Origin of the sequence: Paraburkholderia sp. MM5384-R2, from assembly GCF_014201025.1 — a bacterium.
Taxonomy (GTDB): Bacteria; Pseudomonadota; Gammaproteobacteria; order Burkholderiales; family Burkholderiaceae; genus Paraburkholderia; species Paraburkholderia tuberum.
In genome coordinates this window covers 193,063-218,334 of the sequence record NZ_JACHDI010000006.1, presented here as the reverse complement: position 1 = coordinate 218,334, position 25,272 = coordinate 193,063, and the positions used below count along the sequence as shown (strand labels likewise).

Sequence of the window (25,272 nt, the reverse complement as noted above, 5' to 3'; positions counted from 1 at the left end):
AGTGCATGAAATGTTTTTTCGATCCTATCGGAAAGGCCCATAAAAGGAAAGCGGCCCGCCAGCCAAGGCGCGGCGGGCTTCGCAGACTCGAATTCGTCTGACTTCCAGATTGCGAGCATGCCCCGCTCCCGGCACGAGCCGCAGGAACCCGCGGGAAAACCGCGCTTGAAGCGGCGCGCGCCAATGGTAGGATGGCCGCCCACCCCGATCTTTCGCGAGGCCGGTCACGGCCCGCCGCCCACGATGTCCGCCAACCGTTTCGATACGCTTGCGCTGCACGCCGGCGCAGCCCCCGACCCTGCCACCGGGGCGCGCGCGACGCCGATCTACCAGACCACGTCGTTTTCGTTCCGCGACTCGGATCATGCCGCCGCGCTGTTCAACATGGAGCGCGCCGGCCACGTCTACTCGCGCATCTCGAATCCGACCGTCGCCGTGTTCGAGGAGCGCGTCGCCGCGCTCGAAAATGGCGCCGGCGCGATCGGCACCGCGAGCGGGCAGGCCGCGCTGCATCTGGCGATCGCGACGCTGATGGGCGCGGGTTCGCACATCGTCGCGTCGAGCGCGCTGTACGGCGGCTCGCACAATCTGCTGCATTACACGCTGAGACGCTTCGGTATCGAGACGACCTTCGTCAAGCCCGGCGACTTCGACGCGTGGCGCGCCGCGCTGCGCCCCAACACGCGCCTGCTATTCGGCGAAACGCTCGGCAATCCGGGCCTCGACGTGCTCGACATCGCCGCGCTCGCACAGATCGCGCACGCGCACCGCCTGCCGTTGCTGGTCGACTCGACCTTCACGACGCCCTACCTGCTGCGCCCCTTCGAGCACGGCGCCGACCTCGTCTACCACTCGGCGACCAAGTTTCTCGGCGGCCACGGCACGACGATCGGCGGGGTGCTGGTCGACGGCGGCACGTTCGACTTCGAAGCTTCCGGCCGCTTTCCCGAATTCACCGAGCCGTACGACGGTTTCCACGGCATGGTATTCGCCGAGGAAAGCACCGTCGCGCCGTTCCTGCTGCGCGCGCGTCGGGAAGGCTTGCGCGACTTCGGCGCGTGCCTGCATCCGCAGGCCGCGTGGCAGTTGCTGCAAGGCATCGAGACACTGCCGTTGCGCATGGAGCGTCACGTCGTCAACACACGGCGCGTGGTCGAGTTTCTCGCCGGTCATGCGGCGGTCGAATCGGTCGCCTATCCCGAGTTGCCGACGCATCCCGACCACGCGCTCGCCAGGCGGCTGCTACCGCGCGGCGCGGGCGCCGTGTTCAGCTTCAACCTGCGCGGCGACCGCGCGGCCGGGCGCGCCTTCATCGAAGCGCTCACGCTCTTCTCGCACCTCGCGAACGTCGGCGACGCGCGCTCGCTGGTGATTCACCCGGCATCGACGACGCACTTCCGCATGGATGCCGCCGCGCTCGCCGCGGCCGGTATCACCGAAGGCACGATCCGTCTGTCGATCGGGCTCGAAGATCCGGATGACCTGATCGACGATCTCAAGCGCGCGCTGAAGGCCGCGCAAAAAACCGCGCAGCCGGCAAGCGGCGGTCGTACCGCAACGCCGAGCAGCGCCTCGCAACAGACCGCCACTGCCGCGCCCGCCGCCACGAGCCCCCCCGCCCGCCCGGAGTCCGCATGATCGTCACCGTTCAAGGCAAACCGGCCTACGCCTACACCGGCGGCAAACCCTTCGACGCGAGCCTGCCAACCGCCGTGTTCATCCACGGTGCCGAGCACGATCACAGCGTGTGGGCGCTGCAAAGCCGCTACTTCGCGCATCACGGCTTCGGCGTGCTCGCGGTCGATCTGCCGGGCCACCGACGCAGCGCCGGCCCCGCGCTCGCCAGCATCGCCGCGCTGGCCGACTGGCTCGCCGCGCTGCTCGACGCCGCGGGCGTCACGCGTGCGTTCGTCGCCGGTCACAGCATGGGCTCGCTGATCGCGCTCGACTTCGCCGGCCGCTATCCGCAGCGCGCAACGCATCTTGCGCTGCTCGCCACCGCGCTGCCGATGACGGTCTCCGACGCGCTGCTCGACGCCGCGCTCAATCGCGAGCCCGAGGCAATCGGCATGGTCAACCAGTGGTCGCATTCGACGCTCGCCGCGAAGCCCTCGTGCCCCGGCCCCGGTTTCTGGCTGCACGGCATGAACCAGCGGCTGATGGAGCACGTGTCCGCCAGCGGCGAGCCGCATCTGTTCCACACCGACTTCACCGCCTGCCATACCTATGCGGACGGCCACGCTCGTGCGGCGCAGGTGCGTTGCGCCACGCGCCTGATCGTTGGCCGGCGCGATGCGATGACGCCGCCGCGCGCGGCGAAAGCGCTTGCCGATGCGCTCGCGCAGGCGGGCACGCCGGTCGACACCGTCACGCTCGATGCGGGCCACGCGTTGATGACCGAGCAACCCGACGCGACGCTCGATGCGCTGTACGGCTTCGCTTCGCGGCCGCCGCACGAAGCGGGCTGAAGGGGCGCGCGATGGCCGCTCGCCGCGCGCCTCGGTGCTCCGCGGGCGGCCGTCGGGAATGCCGTTGCGAATCGCCACCGAATCGCTACCGAACGACCACGATACCCACGCCGAACCCGCCGCGCCATCTGCCGAATGGCCAGGTTGCGCCAGGCAGGCGATCGCCGGAGAATGATTGAAGCTGTCTTTCTCAGCCTCCGGAGGCCGTCATGGCTCATACAGCACATACCGATCACTTCGCGAACTTCGCGGAGTTTTATCCGTACTACCTGAGCGAGCATCGCAATCTCGTGTCGCGGCGGCTGCATTTCGTCGGCTCGCTCGGCGTCATTGGCTGCCTCGCGATGGCGCTCGCCACCGGCGACTGGCTATGGTTGCCGGCGGCCGTGGTGTGCGGCTACGGCTTCGCGTGGGTCGGCCATTTCTTCTTCGAAAAGAACCGGCCTGCCACCTTCCGTCATCCGTTTTACAGCCTGATGGGCGACTGGGTGATGTTCAAGGACATCTGCGTGGGGAAGATTTCGTTGTAGTTTTATCGGGGCGGCTCGAAGTCTGGCCGCCCTATCACGCAGCCTGGTGCGGCATCGAAGCCGCCGCGCGCTCGCCATCGCCGGGTCGCGCCGCCCGTGCCGCCGCGCGCGAGGCGAGCAACGCGGCGAGCGTCACCTTCAGCTGGTCATTGTCGAGCGCGGCGAGCAGCATGCCGCCGTCCACGCGCGTGGAGTCGAGTTCGAGCTGATACGTAAGCTCCGCGCGGTCGATCACGAACAGGTCGTACAGCCGCTGCACGGTCACCTGCGCCGGGTTCGCGAGGAGCACGAAGTGCGGGCCGGTATGGTCCTCCTCCAGCCGCGCGATCCACTCGATCTCCTCGAGACGCTGCAACAGCATCAGCGTCGTATCCTTGTCGCGGCGAAGCATCCGGGCAAGCTCGGGCATCGTGTAGCCGCGTCTGCCGCCCTCACGCGCTTCGCACAGCCGCGCGAGCAATTCGAGCGAATCGAACAGATTGCTGCCATAGAACACCGGGCGGTGAAACTGACCGATGCGAATCGCCGGCAACGCCGATGCGATCATCGCGCCGGTCAGCGTGATGAACCAGCACAGGTACATCCACAACAGGAACAGCGGCACCGCTGCGAACGCTCCGTACACCGCCGTATAGGTCGGAATACGGCGCACGTAGTAGCCGAAGCCGCGCTTGGCGAGCTCGAACGCGACCGCGGCGATCACGCCGCCGACCACCGCGTCGCGCCATTCGACACGGCAGTTCGGCAGATAAACGTAAAGGATCGTGAACGCGAGCATCGTGAACGGCAGCGAGGCGCTCGCGAGCGCCCATTCGATCAGCGGCGTGATGCGCTGCGCGGCGCTAAACGACATCGATTGCGTGAACACATACGACGAGATGGACAGGCTCACGCCGATCAGGATCGGACCGAGCGTGATGATCGCCCAGTACACGAGAATGCGCTGCGCGACGGGCCGCGCCTTGCGCACGCGCCAGATCACATTGAACGCGGACTCGACGGTCATCATCGTCATCACCGCGGTGACGAACAGGATGATCATGCCGATCGTGGTCAGCCCTTTGGCCTTCGATGCGAACTGGTTCAGATACTTGAAGATCTGATCGTTCAGTTGCGCGGGCATCAGGTGGTCGGCAAGAAAAAACTGCAGCGACGCCTGGAACGAGCTGAAGATCGGAAACGCGGTGAACAGCGCAAACGCGACGGTGGCGAGCGGCACGAGCGCGAGCATCGTCGTGAACGTCAGGCTGCCCGCGACCTGCGGAATCCGGTCCTCGCCGATGCGTTGCGCCGCGAATTGCGCGAGCCGTTTAAGCGTGTCGAGATCGAAACGCACCCTAACCAACAAACCTGCCTCCTTGCTTGCTGAACCGTCAGACCGGGACTGCGGGAACTCCGTGCGGCCTTTGGCCGAAGCTCCTGGCCGAACGGCTATGTGCGGCCTTTGCAACTGACCGAACCCCTATAATACCCGTTCAACGATGAGGCCTATGAAAGACATTCTCGTGCTTTATTACAGCCGTCACGGCGCCACCCGCGAGCTCGCGCTGGCGATCGCGCACGGCGTCGACAGCGTCCCCGGCATGCAGGCGCGCGTGCGCACCGTGCCGGCGGTTTCCACGGTTTGCGAGGCGAGCGAGCCGGACATTCCCACCGAAGGACCACCGTACGTCGAGCTGCGCGACCTCGAAGAATGCGCGGGCCTCGCGCTCGGTTCGCCGACCCGCTTCGGCAACATGGCGGCCGCGCTCAAATACTTTCTCGACGGCACCACGCCGCAGTGGCTATCCGGTGCACTGTCGGGCAAGCCGGCCTGCGTGTTCACGTCGACCGGCAGCCTGCACGGCGGCCAGGAATCCACGCTGCTGTCGATGATGCTGCCGCTGCTCCATCACGGCATGCTGATCGTCGGCATTCCATACACGGAGAGCGCGCTGTCCACCACGCAGACCGGCGGCACGCCGTACGGCGCGTCGCATTACGCGCGCGCGGGCACGACCGGCCATGGCATCTCCGCCGACGAACGGACGCTGGCGATTGCGCTCGGTGCGCGCGTTGGGCTCACGGCGGCGTCGATGTCCGAAAGGCCATGAGCGTAAAGCCGTGAACGAACCGGATCCGCAACCCACCGAACGCGACGACGCCCGTCGTGACGCGGGTGGCGCTGCACTCGCGGCCACGAACTCCGGGGGCCACGCGAACGCGGCGCCCGCAAGCCTCGCGGCCAACGCGTCGGCATCTACGACCGTCGTGCCCGTGCAACCCAAAGCTGCCGCCGCGCTCGTCGCCGCTTTCACACTGGTCTCGATGATCGTGCTTGCCGTCGCATGGGAATGGTGGCTCGCGCCGTTGCGCTCTGGCGGCTCGCTGCTCGTACTGAAAGCGTTACCGCTACTCTGCGCGTTGCCGGGCGTGTGGCGACGTCGGCTTTACACGATGCAATGGGCGTCGATGCTGATCCTGCTGTATTTCGCCGAAGGCGTCGTGCGTGGCTGGAGCGATCATGGCTTGAGCGCGCGGCTCGGCTGGCTTCAAGCGGCGCTCGCCATGATCTTCTTCACCTGCGCACTCGCGTATGTCGGACCGTTCAAGCGGGCGGCGAAACGAGCCGCGAAGCAGGCTGCAAAGCAGGCTGCAAAGCAAGCCGCCAGCGAACCGACCCCGCCCGCCTGAGGCCCAAGCCCCAACACCGTCAACCGATCCACATGACCCACACCGCTTTTCTCGCCGCCTGCCGCGACACCATCGGCGCGACTTACGTACTGACCGATCCGCACGACACCGCTCCATTTCTGACCGACTGGCGCCGCCGCTACACCGGCGCGGCCTGCGCGGTGCTGTGCCCGGCCACGTCCGCGGAAGCCGCCGCGCTCGTCAGGCTCGCGGTCGAACATCGCGTCGCGCTGGTGCCGCAGGGCGGCAACACCGGCCTCGCGGGCGGCGCGACACCCGACGCGAGCGGCGCGCAGGCGGTCATCAGCTTGCGCCGCCTGAATCGCGTGCGCGACATCGATCCGCACAACAACACGATCACCGTCGAAGCCGGCGTGATCCTCGCCGACGTGCAGAAGCACGCCGAAGCGGCCGGGCGTCTGTTTGCGCTGAGCCTCGCCGCCGAAGGCAGCTGCACGATCGGCGGCAATCTGTCGACCAATGCGGGCGGCACCGGCGTGCTGCGCTATGGCAACTCGCGCGAGCTATGCCTCGGCCTCGAAGTGGTGACGCCGCAAGGCGAACTGTGGGACGGCCTGCGCGGGCTGCGCAAGGACAACACCGGCTACGATCTGCGCGACCTGTTCATCGGCGCGGAAGGCACGCTCGGCCTGATCACCGCGGCGGTGCTCAAGCTGCATCCGCAGCCGGCCGCGCGCGTCACCGCGCTCGCCGCGCTCGCGTCGCCGCATGCGGCGCTCGATTTTCTCGCGCTCACGCAACGCGTCGCCGGGCCGCTCCTGACCGGCTTCGAACTGATGTCGGATTTCTGCCTGCGCCTCGTCGGCCGGCACTTCGAGCAGATGCGTTATCCGTTTGCCGAACCGCATGCGCAGGTCGTGCTGCTCGAACTGTCGGACAGCGAAAGCGAAGTGCACGCGCGCACGCTGTTCGAGGGGCTGATGGAAACCGCGCTCGAACAAGGTCTCGTGGAAGACGCCGTGGTGGCGGAAAACCTCGCGCAGTCTCGCGCGTTCTGGAATCTGCGCGAGCACATTCCGCTCGCCCAGGCCGAGGAGGGCCTGAACATCAAGCACGACATCGCGGTGCCGATTTCACGCATCGGCCACTTCATCGAAGCGACCGATGCGGCAATCGCGCAAGCCGCGCCGGGCGCGCGCATGGTCACGTTCGGCCATCTCGGCGACGGCAATCTGCACTACAACGTGCAGGCGCCCGAGGGCGTCGATGCGAAGGCGTTTCTGCGGCAGTACCAGAGCCCGATCAACCGGATCGTCTACGACAGCGTCAATGCGCATCGCGGCAGCATCAGCGCGGAACACGGACTCGGCCAGTTGAAGATCGACGAAGCCGCCCGCTACAAGCAGGACGTCGAGGTGCGGATGATGCGCGCGATCAAGCAGGCGCTCGATCCGCTGAACCTGATGAATCCGGGCAAGGTGCTACGCTAATATCTGAAGCCTGCGCGATCCGGCGCGCAGGCGTTTTGCAGGAGTCGCGTCCGTGAAGATTCGCGTGCTGTCCGATCTGCATCTGGAAAACGACGAACCTGAACTGATCCCGCATGCGCAGGCGGATCTCGTGGTGCTGGCGGGCGACATCCACAATCATGCGGCCGGCCCGCGCTGGGCCGCGCAGGCGTTCGACGACGCGGTGCCGGTCGTCTACGTGCCGGGCAATCACGAGTACTACGACGGTGAATTCGGCGCGCTGGAGAGCGCGATGCTCGACGCGGCCGCGCAGGTCGACAACGTGCATCTGCTGAACAACGCCGCGCTGGTCGACAGCCAGGGCCGCTGGCGCGTGCTCGGCACGACGTTGTGGACCGACTTCGCGCTGTACGGCGCGACGCCGGATGCAATCGAGGAATCGATCGTCGCCGCGCGCCGGATCATGCTCGACTATCGCGGGCTGATCCAGATGAACTGGCCGCACGACCCGCGCGACGCCGCACGCGACTTCACGCCCGCCGATTCGCTCGCGCTGCACCAGCATGCGCGCGCGTGGCTCGAAAGCGAGCTTGCCAAACCGTTCGCCGGCCAAACGATCGTGGTCACGCATCACGCGCCGCATCGGCTGAGCCTGGCCGGGCGTTTTGCCGAAGACCGCGTGTCGGCGGGCTTCGTCAACCATCTGCCCGAGCTCGTGCGCGCGCCTGTCGCGTTGTGGATACATGGCCACACGCATACGTCGTTCGACTACGTGGTGGACGGCACCCGGGTCGTGTGCAATCCGCGCGGCTATTTCGACCGGCGCACGCGCCAGTGGGAAAATCCGCTGTTTGCGTGGGACAAGGTCGTCGAGATCTAGCGGGTGCTAGCGGGCCTCTTGCGTCAGATCACCCCGCCGCCGCTCACCGCTCGCGCCGCGGCGCATCCTGTGACTCGACCTCGACCGGCACGAGCTGCGGCTGCTGTTCGCGCATGCGGCGCAGCAGATCGCGCGAGGCGGCGACGCCGATCAGTCCAAACATGACGGCCAAGCCGATCATCAGGTGCGTATCCATGGATGTGTCGTCCTTCAGTGGTTGCGAGGCGCCGAACGGCGGCGAATCCAGCGCGTCCGGCCAGAGCGGCGACGCGTGAACGACACGTTAACAAATCGACTGCGCGGCAGAAGTAAAGAAATGTTGCGGCGCGGCGCGTGTGTAACAGGCTGTCACGCCGCGTGCCCACTCCGCGTGCCGCACTCCGCGTGCCGCACTCCGCGTGCCGCACTCCGCGTGCCGCACTCCGCGTGCCGCTCGAACGTCAATGCATGACGAGCAGACCGTTCAGGTCCGCGCGAACTGCCGCAACTCCGCCTGATCCGCTGCCAGCGTCGAAGGCAACTCGTCGCGCAGGAATTCGACCCACGTGCGGATCTTCGCATCGAGATACTGCCGCGACGGATACAGCGCATACAGATTCATCTGCTGCGACGTGTACTCGGGCATCAGCCACACCAGTTCGCCGCTGCGCAAACGGCTGATCGCCGAGTAGATCGGAATCAGCGCTACGCCCATGCCCTGGGCGACGGCCACGACCATCGCCTCGGCCACGTTCACCTGAAACGTCGCCGCGCCGAGCGAGACGACTTCCTCGCCGTTCGGGCCGTCGAAAGTCCATTTGTCCGGCGGATTCACCGGCGTCACCATCTGCAGGCAGGCGTGCTGCGCGAGGTCCGCAGGGGTTTGCGGCACGCCGCGCCGTTCGAGGTACGCCGGCGACGCGCACGCAATGCTGAACGCGCTGCCAAGGCGCTGCGACACGAGCCCCGAATCCGGCAGGCCGGTCGCGAGCGTCAGCGACACGTCGAAGCCTTCGTCGAGCAGATCGGGCATGCGCTGCGCGAGCGTCAGTTCGATATGCACGTCCGGGTAGCGCTGCTGGTAACGGCCCACGGCCGGCACCACGTAGTGCTGGCCGAAGCTCGTCATCGCGTGAACCTTCAGCTTGCCGGACGGACGCGCGTGCGCATCGCTCGCCTCGGCCTCCGCCTGATCCACGTACGCGAGAATCTGCTCGCAGCGCTGCAGATAGCGCTCGCCAGCTTCGGTCAGCGCGATGCGGCGCGTGGTCCGGTTCAAAAGCCGTGTGCGCAGATGCGCTTCCAGATCGGAAACCGCGCGCGACGCGTAGGCCGTCGTCGTATTCAGATGCTGCGCGGCGCCCGTGAAGCTGCCCGCTTCGACGACGCGGACGAAAACGCGCATGTTTTGAAGCGTGTCCATACCTATCCTCAGAAATCGGCAGCGATTGTTACACGATCAGCAATGGCGATTATCTCATGTCTGGTAAAAATGCCTTGCATCCTTACCGGTTATTCCGCAATCGATCGAAAAATATAATTGCGCACAAGCTTCTATAGTCAAATTTGGAGGAAATCGTGCAGTCTCCGGTACTCAAAGGGATCGCCGCGGCCGCGGTTCTTACGATCCTATTAACAATCGCCGGATGCGCAAGTACCGGAGGCGTCGCGCCGCAAACGCACACGATCAATCCTGCGTCGCTCGATGCGGGCAACGCAATCCGCGCCGCCAACGCCGATGCGCAGTGGCCCGCCGCCGACTGGTGGCGCGCCTATGACGATCCGCAGCTGGACCGGTGGATCGCGGACGCGCAAGCCGGCAATCCCAGTCTCGCGGTCGCCCAGGCGCGCGTGCGTGAGGCGGCGTCGATGGCCGGCGTCGCGCGCGCGGCGCTGGCGCCGCAAGTCAACGGCAGCCTGTCGATCCAGCGCCAGCAGTGGGCCGACAACGTGTTCTACGGTCCGGGGCCGCTCGCCGGCGAGCAGTCGTGGAACAACACCGGCACGCTCGGCCTCGCCTATCACCTCGACTTCTGGGGCAAGGACAAGAACGCCGCCGAGCGCGCGCTCGACCTCGCGCACGCGAGCGCCGCCGACGCGCGCGCCGCGCAGCTCGAACTGCAGGCGAACGTCGTGCGCACCTATATCGAGATGTCGCTGAACTACGCGTTGCTCGACATCGCGAAGGCCACGCTGCAGCAACAGCAGCAGATCGTCGACCTCGCGAACCGGCGCCTGAAGGGCGGCATCGGCACGCAGCTCGAAGTGAGCCAGGCCGAGACGCCGATGCCCGAGTACGAGCGCCAGATCGACGCGATCGAGGAGAAGATCGCGCTCGGCCGCAATCAGTTGGCCGCACTCGCGGGCAAGGGTCCAGGCGCCGGCGACGCGATCCAGCGCCCGGCGCTGTCGCTCGCCGTGCCCGCCGGTCTGCCGGCCGCGCTGCCCGCGGATCTGATCGGCCACCGGCCGGACGTGGTCGCGGCGCGCTGGACGGTCGCCGCGCAGGCGCGCGGCATCGACGTCGCCAAGGCCGGGTTCTATCCGGACATCAACCTGCTCGCGTCGATCGGCGGCTATGCGGCGATGGGGCCGCTGTTCCAGTTCCTGAAGAGTCCGTCGCATAGCTGGAGCGTGGGTCCCGCGCTGACGCTGCCGATCTTCGACGGCGGCCGGCTGCGCTCGCAGCTCGGCGCGGCGTCGGCGGGCTACGACGAGGCCATCGAGCGCTACAACCAGTCGATCGTGGGCGCGCTGAAGGACATCTCCGACCAGGTGATCCGCATCCGTTCGCTGACCACCCAGGCCGACGCCGCCGACCGCTCGGTCGCCGCCGCGCGCAGGAACTACGAGCTGTCGCGCGAAGGCTACCGGCGCGGCTTGACCGACTATCTGAACGTGCTGGTCGCGCAAAACCAGTTGCTGCGCGCGCAGGAAGGTGTCGCCAAAGTGCAGGCCGAGCGGCTCGGCGCGCATGCGTCGTTGATGACGGCGCTCGGCGGCGGTCTCGACGATCCGGCCAACGGTCCGCGGGATAACGAAACGTTGCCGGCGCATGGCAAGAGCAGCGGCGAGAACAAGAGCGGCGCGGCGAGTAGCGACACGGCAACAGCGGATGCGGATGCCAACGCCAACGCCAGGACCAACGCAGCCATCGCCGCCACCACCGCCTCGCGCGCCCCGAACGCGCCCGCGTCCGAGTAAGGAAGGCCATGTCCTCCTCGCCCTCCCCGTCGAACTCGCGCCCCGCCTCGTTCGCCGCACTCTACGAAGCCGCCGTCCACTGGGCGCGCACCGACGGCCTCGTATGGATCTATCTGTTCAAGGCGCTCGCCGCGTGCTTCCTCGCGCTCGGCATCGCGATGAAGCTCGATCTGCCGCAGCCGCGCACCGCGATGACCACCGTGTTCATCGTGATGCAGCCGCAAAGCGGCGCAGTGTTCGCGAAGAGCTTCTATCGGATCTGCGGCACGCTGGTCGGTCTCGTCGTAATGCTCGCGCTGATCGGACTGTTCGCGCAGCAGCCGGAGCTGTTCCTCGTCACGACCGCGATCTGGGTCGGCATCTGCACCGCCGGCGCCGCGCGCAATCGCAACTTCCGTTCGTACGGCTTCGTGCTGGCGGGCTACACGGCCGCGCTGATCGGCATCCCCGCTTCGCAGCATCCGGACGGCGCGTTCCTGAGCGCGCTCACGCGGGTCGCGGAAGTGGTGATCGGCATCATCTGCGCGGGCGCGGTCAGCGGCCTCGTGTTTCCGCAGTTCGCCGGCCTGCAGATGCGCGGCACCGTGCGCGCGCGCTTCTCGGCGTTCGTCGAGTACGTGTCGGCGTCGCTTGCCGGGCGCAACGACCGCGCCCAGATCGAGGCGACCAATGCGCGCTTCGTCGCCGACATCGTCGGCTTCGAGGCCGCGCGCAGCGTCGCCGTGTTCGAAGGCCCCGATTCGCGGATGCGCGGCGGGCGCCTCGCGCGTCTGAACAGCGAGTTCATGACCGCGTCGACGCGCTTTCACGCGCTGCATCAGCTGATGAACCGTCTGCGCGACAGCGGCACGCACGGCGCGGCGATCGCGATCGCCGCGCTCGAACCGTACTTCAAGGAGATCGCGCCGTTGCTCGCGAAGTCGGGCGAGCCGGTGCTGAGCGCGGCCGACGCCGCGCACGCCGCGGCCCAGCTCGACACCTACAGGAGCGAGTTGCCCAAACGCGTGCGCGCGACGCGCGACGAGCTCGAAACGCACCCCGACGCGCCGTTGCTCGATTTCGACACGGGCGCCGAGCTGCTATACCGCTTCATCGACGACCTGCATGCGTACGCGGCGACCTACGCGTCGCTCGCCGTCGACAAGCACGCGCGCGAACGCTGGATCGAGCGCTACGAGCCGAGAACCAACGCGATCGCGGCCGGCGTCGCGGGCCTGCGCGCGGCCATCGTGATGATGGTGCTCGGGGCGTTCTGGATCGCCACCGCGTGGCCGAGCGGCTCGACGTTCACGCTGGTCGCAGCGGCCGTGTGCGCGCTCGCGTCGGCGTCGCCGGATCCGAAGCGCACCGCGTTCCAGATGGCCGGCGGCACGGTGCTCGCGACGCTGATGGGCATGATCGCGGTGTTCGGCGTGTATCCGCACATCGACGGCTTCGTGATGCTGTGCGTCGCGCTCACGCCGTTCCTGCTGCTCGGCGTATTGATGACCACGCGTGCGACGCTCGCGGGCTACGGCGTCGGCTACTGCATCTTCTTCTGCTTCCTCGCCGGCCCCGACAACGTGATGCACTACGACCCGAGCGCGTTCATGAACGACGCGCTCGCGCTGGTGCTGTCGATGCTGGTGTCGTCGATGGCGTTCGCGGTGCTGCTGCCGCCGTCGACGCCGTGGCTGCGCAACCGCCTGCTCGTCGACCTGCGCCGCCAGGTGGTGCTGGCCGGCCGCGCGGGTCTGGCACGCGTGCGCTCGCGCTTCGAAAGCGGCGCGCGCGATCTGATGTTCCAGATCAACGCGCTGTCGCAGAACGAGCCCGAAACGAAGCGCGACACGCTGCGCTGGCTGTTTTCGGTGTTGGAGGTCGGCAACGCGGTGATCGACCTGCGCCGCGAAATCGCGACGCTGCCCAACGAGCCGCGCTACCACCAAGCGGCACCGTGGCGCGTCGCGCTGCGCGCGCTGCGCGATGCGCTCGCGGCGCTGTTCGAGCGGCCCCGGCAGCAGCACTTCGCGCGCGCGCTCGCGGCGACCGCCGATGCGATCGCGCAAGTGCAGCAGCTGATGGCCGGCTTCACGCCGTCGCGTGAAGAACGCCATCAGCTGCTGCGCATCCTCAGTCAACTGCATTTCATCCGTACCGCGCTGCTCGATCCGCAGTCGCCGCTTGCCTCGGCGATCGGCGCACGCGCGAACGCATCAGAAGAAAAAGGAGTTCCTCATGCCGCGTGATATCGCCGTGCTCGATGCCTATGTGCCGGCCATTGTGCTGCTGTTCATCGCGGGCGCCGCGCTGACCTGGCTCGTCGATCGCGTGATCGCCTATACGGGCCTGTATCGCGTGGTGTGGCACCCCTCCCTGTTCCGGGCCAGCTTGCTCGTGTCCGTGTGCGGCCTTCTCGGCCTCGCCGTTTATCGTTGATCAGAGTCGAAACATGACCATCCGAAATCTTGTGGGCTTCATCGCGACAGCCGTCATTTTCATCGTCGCGATCGTGATTGGCCGCGTGCTGTGGGTCCATTACATGGACGAACCGTGGACCCGCGACGGCCGCGTGCGCGCCGAGATCGTCAACGTCGCGCCGGACGTGTCGGGCGCGATCGTCGATCTGCCGGTCAAGGACAACCAGTTCGTGAAGAAGGGCGACCTGCTGATGCAGATCGATCCGTCGCATTACCAGATCGCGGTCGAGCAGGCGCAGGCCGCCGTTGCCGCGCGCAAGGCCGAATTGCAGATGAAGCGCGACGACGCGCAACGGCGTGCCGACATGGATTCGCAGGTGGTGTCGAAGGAAAGCCGCGAAAACGCGACGCATACCGCGTCCGCCGCCGATGCCGCCTATCAGCAGGCACTCGCCGCGCTCGACGCCGCGAAGCTGAACCTCGAGCGCACGCGCGTGGTGTCGCCGGTCGACGGCTACGTGACGAACCTCTCCGTGTTCCGCGGCGACTATGCGAGCGCGGGCGCCGCGAAGCTCGCGATCGTCGATAGTCACTCGTTCTGGGTGTATGGCTACTTCGAGGAAACCAAGCTGCCGCACGTGCGCGTCGGCGATCAGGCCGAAGTGCGGCTGATGAGCGGCGGCACGCTGCAAGGTCACGTGGAGAGCATCTCGCGCGGCATCTACGACCGCGACAATCCGCAAAGCCACGAGCTGCTCGCGGACGTGAATCCGACCTTCAACTGGGTGCGCCTCGCGCAGCGCGTGCCGGTGCGCGTGCGGATCGACTCGGTGCCGCCCGACGTGATGCTGGCGGCGGGCACGACCTGCACGGTGGTGGTGCGGCCGGGGAGACGCTCCGGCTCCTCGTCGGCCAACGCGAGCTGACGCCCGCGCCGCCTTTTATAGCCTGAACTGCCCCACCATCGCCTTCAGCCCGCGCGCCTGATCGTCGAGCGAGCAGGCCGCGGCGGTGGCCTCCTCCACCAGCGCGGCGTTCTGCTGCGTGCCCGGAGCCTATCCGCCTTTTCGTGTGCGAGTCGGTTTAAAAAATCCTACCCCTTCGCCAGCGTGAAGCGCTCGCCAAACAGGATGACGAACTGGTTCATCGCGGACTTCCAGTCGAAGGTTGCCCTGTCGGTCTCTGTGTCAAGGCAGCGGATGCTTGCTGTCATCGAGCCGTCGCGGAGGATTGGCTCCCCAACGTGCTTTTATCTGTTCCGGAGTCTCCGGAGGCCATTTCACACCCATCCTGATGATGCGGTCTCGGATTTCGACCAGTTTGACACCTGATTCAGCGGTGGAGCCTATATGTTCTATCTGCGATTCCAATTGTCTTGGGAATGAGATTCCATTGATGTTGTAAGTGTTGGGGTTGGCTCCGTGATCGAGAAGGTAATTGACTGCCCCGGTGTCGTAGCCAGTTAGCGCTTCGTAGAGAGATGTGTTGCGCAATGAATCGCGCCGGTTCACATCCGCGCCACGCTCCACCAGCAACTTTAGCGAGCCCAATTTACGATCGCTTGCAACATCAAAAATTATCGGGGTGCCTTCTGATATCAAATTTGGATCAACACCGCCGTCCAGCATCGCACGCAGGAATTCCGGGTGGGAGCTGTTGAGCATAACCCCGAGCGGATCACCAAAATTCGGCACTTCCTGCAAGGGATCGGCTCCGGCCTTCACCACCTCCGACATAACCGCAAGCCGATGCGGGTCGCGCTGCAATGCCTCCTGAAACGCAAAAAACAGCATCGTCATGTTCTTGCGCCCGGGCGTGTTCAGGTCTGTCTCCGGTGCCAGTCGACGGACCTGCTCCATGTCGCCTCGCTCGATGGCCTGCGCCAGTTCGAGTTGCGGGCCGCTAAAAAAATCAGTGGCGGGAAATTTTTTCATTGCATGAACCACAGGGGATAGCGCCAGTAATAGCACCGGCACGATAAGAATTCCGCTGAGTGTTTTCATCGCTTTCAGCCACGTTATTCAAGGCAGCGGAAGCTTGCTGTCATCGAGCCAACGTGGTGCGTTTGCCCCCCAGCGCGCCCGTATCTGTGCCGGTGTCTTCGGGGGCCATTTCACGCCCATCCTGATGATGCGATCCCGAATCTCGATTAGCTTCATGTAGGTCGGAGAATTGGGCGCGGATGCGTTATCGGCAATGCGCGTTGATAGCGCCTGAGGAAACGACAGGCCTTTGATATCGTAGGTGTCGGGGTTCGCCCCATGATCCAGCAAGTAGTCAATTTGATCTAGTGCGCGATTTGCCAGCGCCTCATACAGCACTGAATTACGCAACGAATCGCGCCGGTTCACATCCGCGCCACGCTCCACCAGCAGCTTGAGTGAGCCAGATGTCGACTCTCCTGCAACAAAGAAAATTAATGGATCTCCCTTGTAGACCAGATTAGGATCAACGCCCCCGTCCAGCATCGCGCGCAGGAATTCCGGGTGGGAGCTGTTGAGCACGACCCCGAGGGGGCTGCCAAAATCCGGTACGGCCTGCAAGGGATCGGCCCCGGCCCTCACCACCTCCGACGCAACCGCAAGCCGATGCGGGTCGCGCTGCAACGCCTCCTGAAAGGCAAAAAACAGCATCGTCATGTTCTTGCGTCCGGGCGTGTTCAGGTCCGTCTTCGGTGCCAGCCGCCGGACCTGCTCCATGTCACCTCGCTCGATGGCCTGCGCCAGTTCGAGTTGCGGGCCGCTAAAAAAATCAGTGGCGGGAAATTTTTTCATTGCATGAACCACAGGGGACAGCGCCAGTAACAGCACCGGCACGATAAGGATTCGGCTGAGTGTTTTCATCGCTTTCAGCCACGTTATGACAGTGTTTCAAGTACGGCGATGTCCTCCGCCTTCTGCTGCTCGATGCTGTCTATTGCCTGCCTGATGAAGTGCCGCGACACGGGCGAGCCGCTGCCGGGCAGGGGATAGGCAGTACCGGCTGCACCGGGCAGAGGCGTCCACGTCTGTGCCACGGTCAGAATGTCGCCCTTCACATGGTACGCATTGATGTTCGATGGCGTGACCTGGCCGCCGTAGTGTTCGACCGTCTTCGGGTGCAGACCGGCAGCATTGAAGCTCCAGCAGTCCTTGCCGCTGGCCAAAGAAGCGGCAGAACAGAGACCACCACCTAGCGAGTGTCCGGCAATATCAATTGGCGGGGGATTATCGCGCAGCTTTTCCCCAATATTTACGGCTCGTCTATAGTAAGGCGACTTCATATCCACGCTCTGGTTGAAGTTGTTTGACCAGTCGCTCAGGCTCGTCATTTCGGTTCCCTTGAAGGCGAGTGTCGGATTCATGGCGGCACCGAAGACCGCCGCATCCGGTTCGTATAGCTGCGCCCTGAAGTTCGAGCCTTCGATTTCCAGGTCTTTTGGCTTCAAGCCGTACTGCCGTAGAAATTCCATATCCCCGCTGCGGTTCGCCCACCCTTCGGGCACCGGCCTGGACGGCTCGTAGACATGATCGGAGAGTCTGGCCTTCTCCACCGCGACATTGTTGCGGGCGAGCCGCTCAGCCGCTGTCCGCACGCGCCCTGACATGGCTGCATTGCCCGCCGCAATCAGCGCCTTGCGCGTCTGCCACCGCTGCGCCTTGGTCAGTGCCTGTGGTATCTCAATGCGCGGCGGTGTCGCCCGGGCTGCGCGCGCAGCGTCCAGCCGGGTTTGCCAGGTGGCCGGATCATACTGAACGGACAGAATGGGCTCGCCGTTCGCGTGACTGCCGGTCCTCCCTACGGGATTCATTAACGGCGTGCTACTGTACGGTGACGGAAACAGGCCATTACGCGGACCTTTAACGGCAAGCAGTTTGCCCCGGCGAACCTCTTCGAGAAGAGCAACGATGACCCACCAACCATCGGTATCAGGGTTCCGGTCCCGTACATCATGAAAAAACAGCCAGTGACTGTCGATGAGATTCCTGACCAGCTTCCGGTCCTCCTCCCACTTTCCGCGATTCAGTGTGGCGATAGCAAGAAATTCCCGGGTCTCCGCCCTGGCTCTCTGAAGGTCTGCGGCCTTGCCGAGGCACGCGTTATAGTGCCATTCGTCGCAGATGACGTAACAGGTACCCGGTGGCCGCTGGCAGAACAGCTCCAGGGAGTGCATCTCAAATACGGACAGGGACATAGGTGTGTCGATGGTCTATCTGAAGTCGCTGCCGGGGTGACAGCAGTCAGATAATTACCGTGCGACAGGCAGTCCGTACATGGGCGACGGCCCAAAATCTCCACAGCTTTCGACGAACCTGTCCGTGTTCCGCGGCGACTATCCGACGGCCGGCGCCGCGAAGCTCGCGATCGTCGATAGTCACTCGTTCTGGGTGTATGGCTACTTCGAGGAAACCAAGCTGCCGCACGTGCGCGTCGGCGATCAGGCCGAAGTGCGGCTGATGAGCGGCGGCACGCTGCAAGGTCACGTGGAGAGCATCTCGCGCGGCATCTACGACCGCGACAATCCGCAAAGCCACGAACTGCTCGCGGACGTGAATCCGACCTTCAACTGGGTGCGCCTCGCGCAGCGCGTGCCGGTGCGCGTGCGGATCGACTCGGTGCCGCCCGACGTGATGCTGGCGGCGGGCACGACCTGCACGGTGGTGGTGCGGCCGGGGACGGGCTCCGGCTCCTCGTCGGCCAACGCGAGCTGACGCCCGCGCCGCCTTTTATAGCCTGAACTGCCCCACCATCGCCTTCAGCCCGCGCGCCTGATCGTCGAGCGAGCGGGCCGCGGCGGTGGCCTGCTCCACCAGCGCGGCGTTCTGCTGCGTGCCCGAGTCCATCTGCGTGACCGCGAGACTGATCGCCTCGATACCGGCGCTCTGCTCGGACGACGCCGCCGAAATCTCGCCCATGATGTCGGTCACGCGCTTCACGGCCTTGACGACTTCGTCCATCGTCTGACCGGCGTCCGCGGCGAGCGTCGAGCCGTTGCCGACGCGCTCGACCGAAGTCTGGATCAAGCCCTTGATCTCCTTCGCGGCCGCCGCGCTGCGCTGCGCGAGATTGCGCACTTCCGCCGCGACGACCGAAAAGCCGCGCCCCTCCTCGCCCGCGCGCGCCGCCTCGACGGCCGCGTTCAACGCGAGGATGTTGGTCTGGAACGCGATCCCCTCGATCACGCCGATGATGTCGCCGATGCTGCGCGCGCTGTCGTTGATGTCGTTCATCGTCGCCACCACGCGGCTCACGACCGCACCGCCCTGCTCGGCGATCGCCGACGCGTTGTTCGCGAGCGTGCTCGCCTGCTTTGCGTTGTCGGCGTTCTGACGCACCGTCGAGGTCAGCTGCTCCATGCTGGTCGCGGTGCGCTCGAGCGCAAGCGCCTGCTGCTCGGTACGCTTCGACAGATCGAGGTTGCCCATCGAAATCTGCCCGGACGCGGTCGCGATCGCATCGGCGCTCGACGCGATGTCGGCAACCGTCGTCGCGAGTCCGCTTTGCATGTCGGACAGCGCGAACAGCATGCTCGCACGGTCCTTGCCGCCGAGCGCGATGCGGTTCGACAGATCGCCCGCGGCGATGCGGCGCGCGATCTCCTTCGCGTACGCGGGCTCGCCGCCGAGCTGCGCGGTGAGCCGCCGCACGACCCACGCGGCGATGCCGAACGCGAGCACGATCAGTGCGAACGTCATCACCGCGATCATCACGAACGACGAGTGATAGATGAAACCGGACGCGTCGATCGTCGCCTTCGCGGCGGTGCCGCGCTGCGCGACGAGTTCGTCGACGAGCTTTTCGAGCTTGCCGGTTTCGACGAGCAGCGACACGTCCTGCGTGCCGACCTGCCAGTTCATCTGCGACAGATCGAGCGGCTGCGCTTTCACGAGCGTGACGAAGTCGCGCAGATGACTGCTCCATGCCGCGACCGCCTCGGTGAACGCCTTCTGCGCGCCGACCGCCTTCGCGTCCGACTTATCGACGTACTGCTGGAGCGTGCGCAGTTGCTCGTTGAGACCCGCGAGGCCGCGCTCGATGTCGGCCCCGAGTTCGTCGCGCTCCTTCGCGGTGGTCGCGGTGAGCAGCATCTTTTGCGCGCGGCTCGCGCGCAGCATGTGGCCGCGCGCTTCCTCGGCGGCGCGGCTCGCGACGTGGCCCTGGTCGTAGATCGATTGCGCGGACGCGTTCAGCCGGCCGATCTGCAGCAGCGAAAACACGCCGATCAGGAGCGTGCCGGCGAGCAGAATCGCAAACGCGATCCGCAGCGTCGCCTTGACCGACAGGCCGTTGAACTTCGTTGCCGCTGCGCTGTGTGCCACTGCTTTCATAATCCCCGTCCCCACATGTCGACGCGCCGGACGGTCGGTTCCGGCATCACCACTTATCTCTCCGGGTCTACGGCAGCCCGCCCCGCGATCTTGAATTTCGCTTGTGCAGGCCGGGGCGGGTCGTGCGCCGCTTGCCGTTCCCGGTTCCATGTTCGACGCGCTGCTTCGTGAGCCGCGCAATCGCGAGCGCGCTTTATACCGTGGCCAAAAACTCGCCAAAAAAAGTTTCTTCAGGCAAAGAGCTGACGATTCGTCCTTTCAGCGCCGACTGAAAAGTCATACTCCCCTTGTCCGAGTCGCGACAAAAGTTGTCCTTACAATTCACTTCGGCCACATTAAACTTCGGCTAGATATTCAAAACGCCGGTTGCCGCGACGAAACGCCGCAGTGCTTCGCGGAACGCGCCTACGAGGCGTGCTGCCCGCACCGGTTTTCGGTGCCGATCTTTCATTCCACCGTTTTCCCGATCTTTTTTTCTAGCGTATGGAAACGAGCCTCGATAAAAGCGCCCTTGCCGGCGCATCCGCCACGGGGGCGAGCGCGTCCCCGGCCGCCGCTGCGCCGGCGACCGCCAAGGTCCAGCGCACGGTGTATTCCGTGCTCGGTGCGATCAGCTTTTCGCACCTGCTCAACGACATGATCCAGTCGCTGATGCTCGCCATCTACCCGATGTTCAAGGACAACTTCTCGTTGTCGTTCGGGCAGATCGGTCTGATCACGCTGACCTACCAGATCACCGCGTCGCTGCTGCAGCCGCTCATCGGCAGCTATACCGACAAACATCCGAAGCCGTACTCGCTGCCGGTCGGCATGGGCTTCACGCTGACCGGGCTGCTGCTGATGTCGGTCGCGCCGAACTTCGGCGTGCTGCTGGTCGCCGCGGCGCTGGTCGGCTGCGGGTCGTCGGTGTTCCATCCGGAGTCGTCGCGAGTCGCGCGGATGGCCTCGGGTGGCCGTCACGGTCTCGCGCAGTCGTTGTTCCAGGTCGGCGGCAATGCGGGTTCGTCGCTCGGGCCGCTGCTCGCCGCGCTGATCGTGATTCCGCACGGGCAACGCAGCATCGCGTGGTTCTCGGCGGCGGCGCTCGTCGCGATCGTCGTGCTCACGCAGATCGGCCGCTGGTACAAGCGTCATCCGTCGGTCAGGAAGGCGCGCGGCCAGGGCGCGCATGTGACGCTGCCGCGTAACAAGATCATCCTGGCGATGAGCGTGCTGGTGTTGCTGGTGTTCTCCAAGTACTTCTATCTCGCCAGCATCAATAGCTATTTCACGTTCTATCTGATCGACAGGTTCCATCTGTCGGTGCAGGCCGCGCAGATCCATCTGTTCGTGTTCCTCGCGGCGGTCGCGGCGGGTACGGTGATCGGCGGGCCGATCGGCGACAAGATCGGGCGCAAGTACGTGATCTGGGTGTCGATTCTTGGCGTCGCGCCTTTTACGCTGCTGTTGCCGTATGCGAATCTGTTCTGGACTGGTGTGCTGACGGTTGTTATTGGGGTGGTGCTCGCCTCGGCGTTCTCGGCGATTCTTGTTTATGCGCAGGAGTTGATTCCTGGGAAGGTTGGGATGGTGGCTGGGTTGTTCTTTGGTTTTGCTTTTGGGCTTGGCGGCGTGGGCGCCGCGGTGCTTGGGGAACTCGCTGACGCTACCAGTATTGTGTTTGTTTATAAGGTTTGTTCGTTTTTGCCGTTGATTGGGGCGCTGACTGTTTTGTTGCCGGATGTTGAGGGGAAGCGGGTTAAAGGGTGAGCGCGTGCCGCGGGGTTGGGGCTTTTTCCTTATCGTGCGGTGTTGGCCTTTTCTTGCTGGCTTGTCGGTTTATTAGCGTTGCCCCTGTGCGGGGCGGGGCTTTTTTCGTTGTTCTGGCTTGGTTGGCCTTTCCTTGTTGTCTTGTCGGTCTATTAGCGTTGCCCCTGTGCGGAGCGGCACCTACTTTCTTTGCTGCTGCAAAGAAAGTAGGCAAAGAAGACAGCTCAAACCGCAAACTCTTAAGCGGGTCCCCTGGCTTGGAAGGGATAGTGGTGCATCTGGAATCCGTGCCCCCGCACATTCCCCGTTCGTGACAAAGCCATCATCCCTCCCACTCCGCACTACGTGCGTCGCGGACGGGTCTGCCAGGGAAACCAATGGTTTGGCCCGCGCAGCGGGGGCCGTCGGCTGCGCCTCGGCGATGCGCCGAAACCACCAGTGGTTTTGGAACGGGGTTTCGGCGCGCGTAGCGCCGCCGGAAGAATGACTGCCTTGTCACTGGCGCCGAATGTGCGGGAGCACGGATTCCAGATGCACCACTACCTCATGCAGACCGAAGGACCCGCTTAAGAGTTGGCGGTTTGAGCTGTCTTCTTTGCCTACTTTCTTTGCAGCAGCAAAGAAAGTAGGTGCCGCCCCGCACAGGGGCAACGCTAATAGACCGATAACAAAGCAAGGAAAGGCCAACACCGCAAAGAACACCACCCTCGCCTTAGCCCCGCATCCGCCTCCACAGCAAAAACCCCACCGCAATGACGATAACCGCAACACCGTCGACAACGGCCAGCACCGGCAAAGGATCGCTCCACTTGTCCATGTTCGTCGCGCGCGAATAATAGGGCTCGCCGCTTCCATACGCTTCGTCCAGGTTAATCACGTTAAACGCAGCAACCGCAACGACAAGGGCAAGCAGAACTACGCCAGCGAGAAAACGGGCGATGCTGGACTTCCGCATGTCAGTACCTAACCGTCAAGGGAATGTAGCAATCTGGCGACGGCGTAGCCGCCTCCTTCAGGTCGCGTACGAAAGATTCCATCCCGGCATGCAGGTTGATACAACCCGCGCTACCCGCATGCGTGCCGCCGTGGATAAAAAAGCCGCCCCGTCCATACGTCTGTGTTCCGGGATAGACATGAATCGTGATCCGATGATCACCCCAGGCAGCACGCGGGGCAAAGTTGTACCAATGGTTCTCCCACATCTGCGAAGGCTCAATCCAATATTGGCCGGGGGGAATTGGACCCACACCATCTTTGCGCTGACGCATCGACGAATAATCGAATTTTCCGCCGCTATCCGTTCTTCCGGACACGGCGGCATAGATACGGGAAGTCGGACCACTCATGGTTAAAAAACGACCGTTGAAGTTTAGAAAGACTTGAGACCTCGCGCAAGCTGGAACACGCGGACTACCACGCTCCGAGGCGTATCGATCGAACATACAAACCTCAATATCTGGGGGAAAACGACCTGTCACGTTGATCGCCTCTACCCTACCTGGCGGTGCAGAAACAAGAAATGGGCGACGGATGAAAATGACGAACAACGACTTCCTTCTGTTGCCCTTCGCCCTTACGGCGAACCCGCTTGCCCCCCCTCCCGCCCGTGGCTATGCTTGTGCGCATAATCAGCGCCGCACCGGGCGCGCAATTTGCGATTCCGTTTCATCCAACCCCGTCCACTCCCGCCGCACGAGGATCGCCGCCGATGACCCGCTACCGCGATTTCCACCGCCGCTCGATCGACCACCCCGAAGCCTTCTGGCGCGAAGAAGCCCAGCGCATTCACTGGCACACGCCATTCGGCACCGTGCTCGACCGCTCGAAGCCTCCGTTCGCGCGCTGGTTCGTCGGCGGTCGCACGAACCTCTGCCATAACGCGGTCGATCGGCATCTGGCCGAACGCGCGCAGCAGAACGCGCTCGTCTACGTATCGACCGAAACCGGCATCGAGCGGCACTACACGTATGCCGATCTGTACGCCGAAATCAACCGGATGGCCGCCGTCATGCGCTCGCTCGGCGTGAAGCGCGGCGACGTCGTGCTGATCTATCTGCCGATGATCCCCGAGGCGCTGTTCGCGATGCTCGCCTGCGCGCGGCTCGGCGCGATCCACTCGGTCGTGTTCGGCGGCTTCGCGGCGCCGAACCTCGCCACGCGTATCGACGACGCGAAGCCCGTGTTGATCGTCACTGCGGACGCCGGCGCGCGCGGCGGCAAGGTGGTCGACTACACGCCGCTCGTCGACGAAGCGCTCGCGCGCGCCATGCACAAGACACCGCATGTGCTGCTGATCGACCGGCAGCTCGCGCCCGAGCGACTGAACGCACCCTACCTCGTCGCCTACGAGCCGCTGCGCGAACAGTTCTTCGACGCCCACGTCCCGTGCGAATGGCTCGAATCGAACGAGCCATCGTACGTGCTGTACACGTCGGGCACGACCGGCAAACCGAAGGGCGTGCAGCGCGATGTCGGCGGCTATGCGGTCGCGCTCGCGGCATCGATGGAATACATCTTCGAGGGCAAGCCCGGCGACACCATGTTCACCGCGTCCGACGTCGGCTGGGTGGTCGGCCACAGCTACATCGTGTACGCGCCGCTGATCGCGGGGCTGACCACCGTGATGTACGAAGGCACGCCGATTCGTCCGGACGGCGGCATCTGGTGGCGGCTCGTCGAACAGCACAAGATCAACCTGATGTTCACCGCGCCGACCGCGATACGCGTGCTGAAGAAGCAGGACCCGGCGCTGATGAAGACAGCCGATCTGTCGAGCCTGCGCACGCTGTTTCTCGCCGGCGAACCACTCGACGAACCGACCGCCGAATGGATCTCCACCGCGTTGAACAAGCCGGTGATCGACAACTACTGGCAGACCGAAACCGGCTGGCCGATGCTCGCGATTCCGCGCGGCATCGAGGCACTGCCGACCAAGCTCGGTTCGCCGGGCGTGCCCTCGATCGGCTATAGCCTGACCGTGCGCGACGAGCTGACCGGCGAGCCCTGCGCGCCCGGCGAGAAAGGCGTGCTGACGCTCGACTATCCGCTGCCGCCGGGCTGCATGTCGACGGTATGGGGCGACGACAGGCGCTTCGTCGGCACCTACTGGTCGAGCGTGCCGAACCAGCAGGTGTATTCGACGTTCGACTGGGGCGTGCAGGACGAGGACGGCTACGTGACGATCCTCGGCCGCACCGACGACGTCATCAACGTCGCAGGCCATCGCCTCGGCACGCGCGAGATCGAGGAGGCGCTGTCGAGCCATGCGGCTGTCGCGGAAGTCGCGGTGGTCGGTGTGACCGATCCGCTCAAGGGTCAGGCGGCGATGGCCTTCGTCGTGCTGCGCGGCGCGCAGGGAGAAGGCGACCCGAGCGAGCGCGCGCGGCTCGAAGCCGAGCTGGCGATGACGGTCGACCGCCATCTCGGCTCGATTGCGCGGCCCGCGCGCGTGGTGATGGTATCGATGCTGCCGAAGACGCGCTCCGGCAAGCTATTGCGCCGCGCTATCGCGGCGCTCGCCGAAGGGCACGAGCCGGGCGATTTGCCGACGATCGAAGATCCGGCCGCGCTGCAGCAGGTGCGCGACGCGCTCGCCGACGGCAGGAAGGAATAAGCGGGCCAAGCAGCGGGCGACCAGGCGGACGAACAAGCG

General features: G+C 65.0%; 22 protein-coding genes and 1 pseudogene. 14 read left to right on the top strand and 9 right to left on the bottom strand.

Annotated features, from left to right (window positions below; all coding sequences use genetic code 11):
- The first annotated feature begins 243 nt into the window (after positions 1 to 243).
- The 3 genes from HDG37_RS13070 to HDG37_RS13060 all read left to right on the top strand — a co-directional run bounded on the left by HDG37_RS13070 (position 244) and on the right by HDG37_RS13060 (position 2,998).
- Positions 244 to 1,638 (top strand): O-acetylhomoserine aminocarboxypropyltransferase, encoded by a 1,395-nt coding sequence (locus HDG37_RS13070; RefSeq protein WP_184047862.1) that lies wholly within the window; start codon positions 244 to 246, stop codon positions 1,636 to 1,638.
- Positions 1,635 to 2,468: an alpha/beta fold hydrolase gene (locus HDG37_RS13065; protein WP_184047859.1), complete on the top strand. Its 834-nt coding sequence runs from the start codon at positions 1,635 to 1,637 to the stop codon at positions 2,466 to 2,468. Before HDG37_RS13070 ends, HDG37_RS13065 begins: the two co-directional genes overlap by 4 nt.
- A 209-nt stretch (positions 2,469 to 2,677) precedes the next feature.
- On the top strand, positions 2,678 to 2,998 hold the full coding sequence (locus tag HDG37_RS13060; RefSeq protein ID WP_184006183.1) for an Mpo1-like protein: 321 nt from the start codon (positions 2,678 to 2,680) through the stop codon (positions 2,996 to 2,998).
- A gap of 34 nt (positions 2,999 to 3,032) precedes the next feature.
- Here HDG37_RS13060 and HDG37_RS13055 read toward each other — a convergent pair whose 3' ends face one another.
- Entirely contained in the window at positions 3,033 to 4,346 is a 1,314-nt protein-coding gene (locus HDG37_RS13055; RefSeq protein WP_184047856.1) for a YihY family inner membrane protein, read from the bottom strand.
- Between the two features lie 142 nt (positions 4,347 to 4,488).
- On the opposite strand from HDG37_RS13055, the gene wrbA reads away from it, so the two are divergent.
- From wrbA to HDG37_RS13035, 4 genes are read left to right on the top strand one after another with little or no spacing between them, the layout of a single operon-like run.
- Positions 4,489 to 5,091, top strand: coding sequence for an NAD(P)H:quinone oxidoreductase (gene wrbA / locus HDG37_RS13050; RefSeq protein ID WP_184047853.1), 603 nt, complete (start codon positions 4,489 to 4,491; stop codon positions 5,089 to 5,091).
- A 10-nt stretch (positions 5,092 to 5,101) separates the two neighbouring features.
- The gene (locus HDG37_RS13045) at positions 5,102 to 5,671 is read left to right on the top strand and encodes a DUF2069 domain-containing protein (protein WP_184047850.1); all 570 of its coding nucleotides are present in this window, start codon (positions 5,102 to 5,104) and stop codon (positions 5,669 to 5,671) included.
- 32 nt (positions 5,672 to 5,703) lie between these two features.
- Positions 5,704 to 7,122, top strand: coding sequence for an FAD-binding oxidoreductase (locus HDG37_RS13040; RefSeq protein WP_184047847.1), 1,419 nt, complete (start codon positions 5,704 to 5,706; stop codon positions 7,120 to 7,122).
- A gap of 52 nt (positions 7,123 to 7,174) precedes the next feature.
- Positions 7,175 to 7,981, top strand: coding sequence for a metallophosphoesterase (locus HDG37_RS13035; RefSeq protein ID WP_184047844.1), 807 nt, complete (start codon positions 7,175 to 7,177; stop codon positions 7,979 to 7,981).
- 43 nt (positions 7,982 to 8,024) lie between these two features.
- Here HDG37_RS13035 and HDG37_RS13030 read toward each other — a convergent pair whose 3' ends face one another.
- Both HDG37_RS13030 and HDG37_RS13025 read right to left on the bottom strand, forming a co-directional pair.
- On the bottom strand, positions 8,025 to 8,177 hold the full coding sequence (locus tag HDG37_RS13030; protein WP_167544144.1) for a hypothetical protein: 153 nt from the start codon (positions 8,175 to 8,177) through the stop codon (positions 8,025 to 8,027).
- 267 nt (positions 8,178 to 8,444) lie between these two features.
- Positions 8,445 to 9,383 carry a LysR family transcriptional regulator gene (locus tag HDG37_RS13025; protein WP_184047841.1) on the bottom strand — a complete coding sequence of 313 codons (939 nt, stop codon included), beginning with the start codon at positions 9,381 to 9,383 and terminating at the stop codon, positions 8,445 to 8,447.
- A 155-nt stretch (positions 9,384 to 9,538) separates the two neighbouring features.
- On the opposite strand from HDG37_RS13025, the gene HDG37_RS13020 reads away from it, so the two are divergent.
- The 4 genes from HDG37_RS13020 to HDG37_RS13005 are packed head-to-tail and all read left to right on the top strand — an operon-like array spanning position 9,539 to position 14,489.
- Positions 9,539 to 11,164, top strand: coding sequence for an efflux transporter outer membrane subunit (locus HDG37_RS13020; RefSeq protein WP_184047838.1), 1,626 nt, complete (start codon positions 9,539 to 9,541; stop codon positions 11,162 to 11,164).
- 8 nt (positions 11,165 to 11,172) lie between these two features.
- Positions 11,173 to 13,392, top strand: coding sequence for an FUSC family protein (locus tag HDG37_RS13015; protein WP_184047835.1), 2,220 nt, complete (start codon positions 11,173 to 11,175; stop codon positions 13,390 to 13,392).
- Entirely contained in the window at positions 13,382 to 13,582 is a 201-nt protein-coding gene (locus HDG37_RS13010) for a DUF1656 domain-containing protein (RefSeq protein ID WP_018421177.1), read from the top strand. The genes HDG37_RS13015 and HDG37_RS13010 overlap by 11 nt, the downstream gene beginning before the upstream one ends.
- A gap of 13 nt (positions 13,583 to 13,595) precedes the next feature.
- On the top strand, positions 13,596 to 14,489 hold the full coding sequence (locus HDG37_RS13005; protein ID WP_184047832.1) for an HlyD family secretion protein: 894 nt from the start codon (positions 13,596 to 13,598) through the stop codon (positions 14,487 to 14,489).
- A gap of 261 nt (positions 14,490 to 14,750) precedes the next feature.
- Here the strand turns inward: HDG37_RS13005 and HDG37_RS13000 are convergent, their stop codons facing one another.
- From HDG37_RS13000 to HDG37_RS12990, 3 genes are read right to left on the bottom strand one after another with little or no spacing between them, the layout of a single operon-like run.
- Complete coding sequence (locus tag HDG37_RS13000) at positions 14,751 to 15,566, bottom strand: ankyrin repeat domain-containing protein (protein WP_184047829.1); 816 nt, start codon at positions 15,564 to 15,566, stop codon at positions 14,751 to 14,753.
- Between the two features lie 18 nt (positions 15,567 to 15,584).
- Positions 15,585 to 16,406, bottom strand: coding sequence for an ankyrin repeat domain-containing protein (locus HDG37_RS12995; RefSeq protein ID WP_184021769.1), 822 nt, complete (start codon positions 16,404 to 16,406; stop codon positions 15,585 to 15,587).
- A gap of 14 nt (positions 16,407 to 16,420) precedes the next feature.
- Positions 16,421 to 17,737: a DUF2974 domain-containing protein gene (locus tag HDG37_RS12990; RefSeq protein ID WP_184047827.1), complete on the bottom strand. Its 1,317-nt coding sequence runs from the start codon at positions 17,735 to 17,737 to the stop codon at positions 16,421 to 16,423.
- Between the two features lie 112 nt (positions 17,738 to 17,849).
- Between HDG37_RS12990 and HDG37_RS12985 the strand changes: the two are divergent.
- A pseudogene (locus tag HDG37_RS12985) lies at positions 17,850 to 18,254 on the top strand (HlyD family efflux transporter periplasmic adaptor subunit); the annotation flags it as partial.
- A 15-nt stretch (positions 18,255 to 18,269) separates the two neighbouring features.
- Here HDG37_RS12985 and HDG37_RS12980 read toward each other — a convergent pair.
- Positions 18,270 to 19,871, bottom strand: a complete 1,602-nt coding sequence (locus HDG37_RS12980; RefSeq protein WP_184047824.1) for a methyl-accepting chemotaxis protein — start codon at positions 19,869 to 19,871, stop codon at positions 18,270 to 18,272.
- A 483-nt stretch (positions 19,872 to 20,354) separates the two neighbouring features.
- Here HDG37_RS12980 and HDG37_RS12975 point away from each other — a divergent pair, with 483 nt between their 5' ends.
- Complete coding sequence (locus HDG37_RS12975) at positions 20,355 to 21,620, top strand: MFS transporter (protein ID WP_184047821.1); 1,266 nt, start codon at positions 20,355 to 20,357, stop codon at positions 21,618 to 21,620.
- Positions 21,621 to 22,332: 712 nt separating this feature from the next.
- Here HDG37_RS12975 and HDG37_RS12970 read toward each other — a convergent pair.
- Positions 22,333 to 22,575, bottom strand: coding sequence for a hypothetical protein (locus tag HDG37_RS12970; protein WP_184047818.1), 243 nt, complete (start codon positions 22,573 to 22,575; stop codon positions 22,333 to 22,335).
- Between the two features lies 1 nt (position 22,576).
- The gene (locus HDG37_RS39210) at positions 22,577 to 23,167 is read right to left on the bottom strand and encodes a DUF2778 domain-containing protein (RefSeq protein ID WP_260334724.1); all 591 of its coding nucleotides are present in this window, start codon (positions 23,165 to 23,167) and stop codon (positions 22,577 to 22,579) included.
- Between the two features lie 161 nt (positions 23,168 to 23,328).
- Between HDG37_RS39210 and HDG37_RS12960 the strand changes: the two genes are divergently transcribed.
- Positions 23,329 to 25,233 (top strand): propionate--CoA ligase, encoded by a 1,905-nt coding sequence (locus HDG37_RS12960; RefSeq protein ID WP_184047815.1) that lies wholly within the window; start codon positions 23,329 to 23,331, stop codon positions 25,231 to 25,233.
- The last annotated feature ends 39 nt before the right edge of the window (positions 25,234 to 25,272 follow it).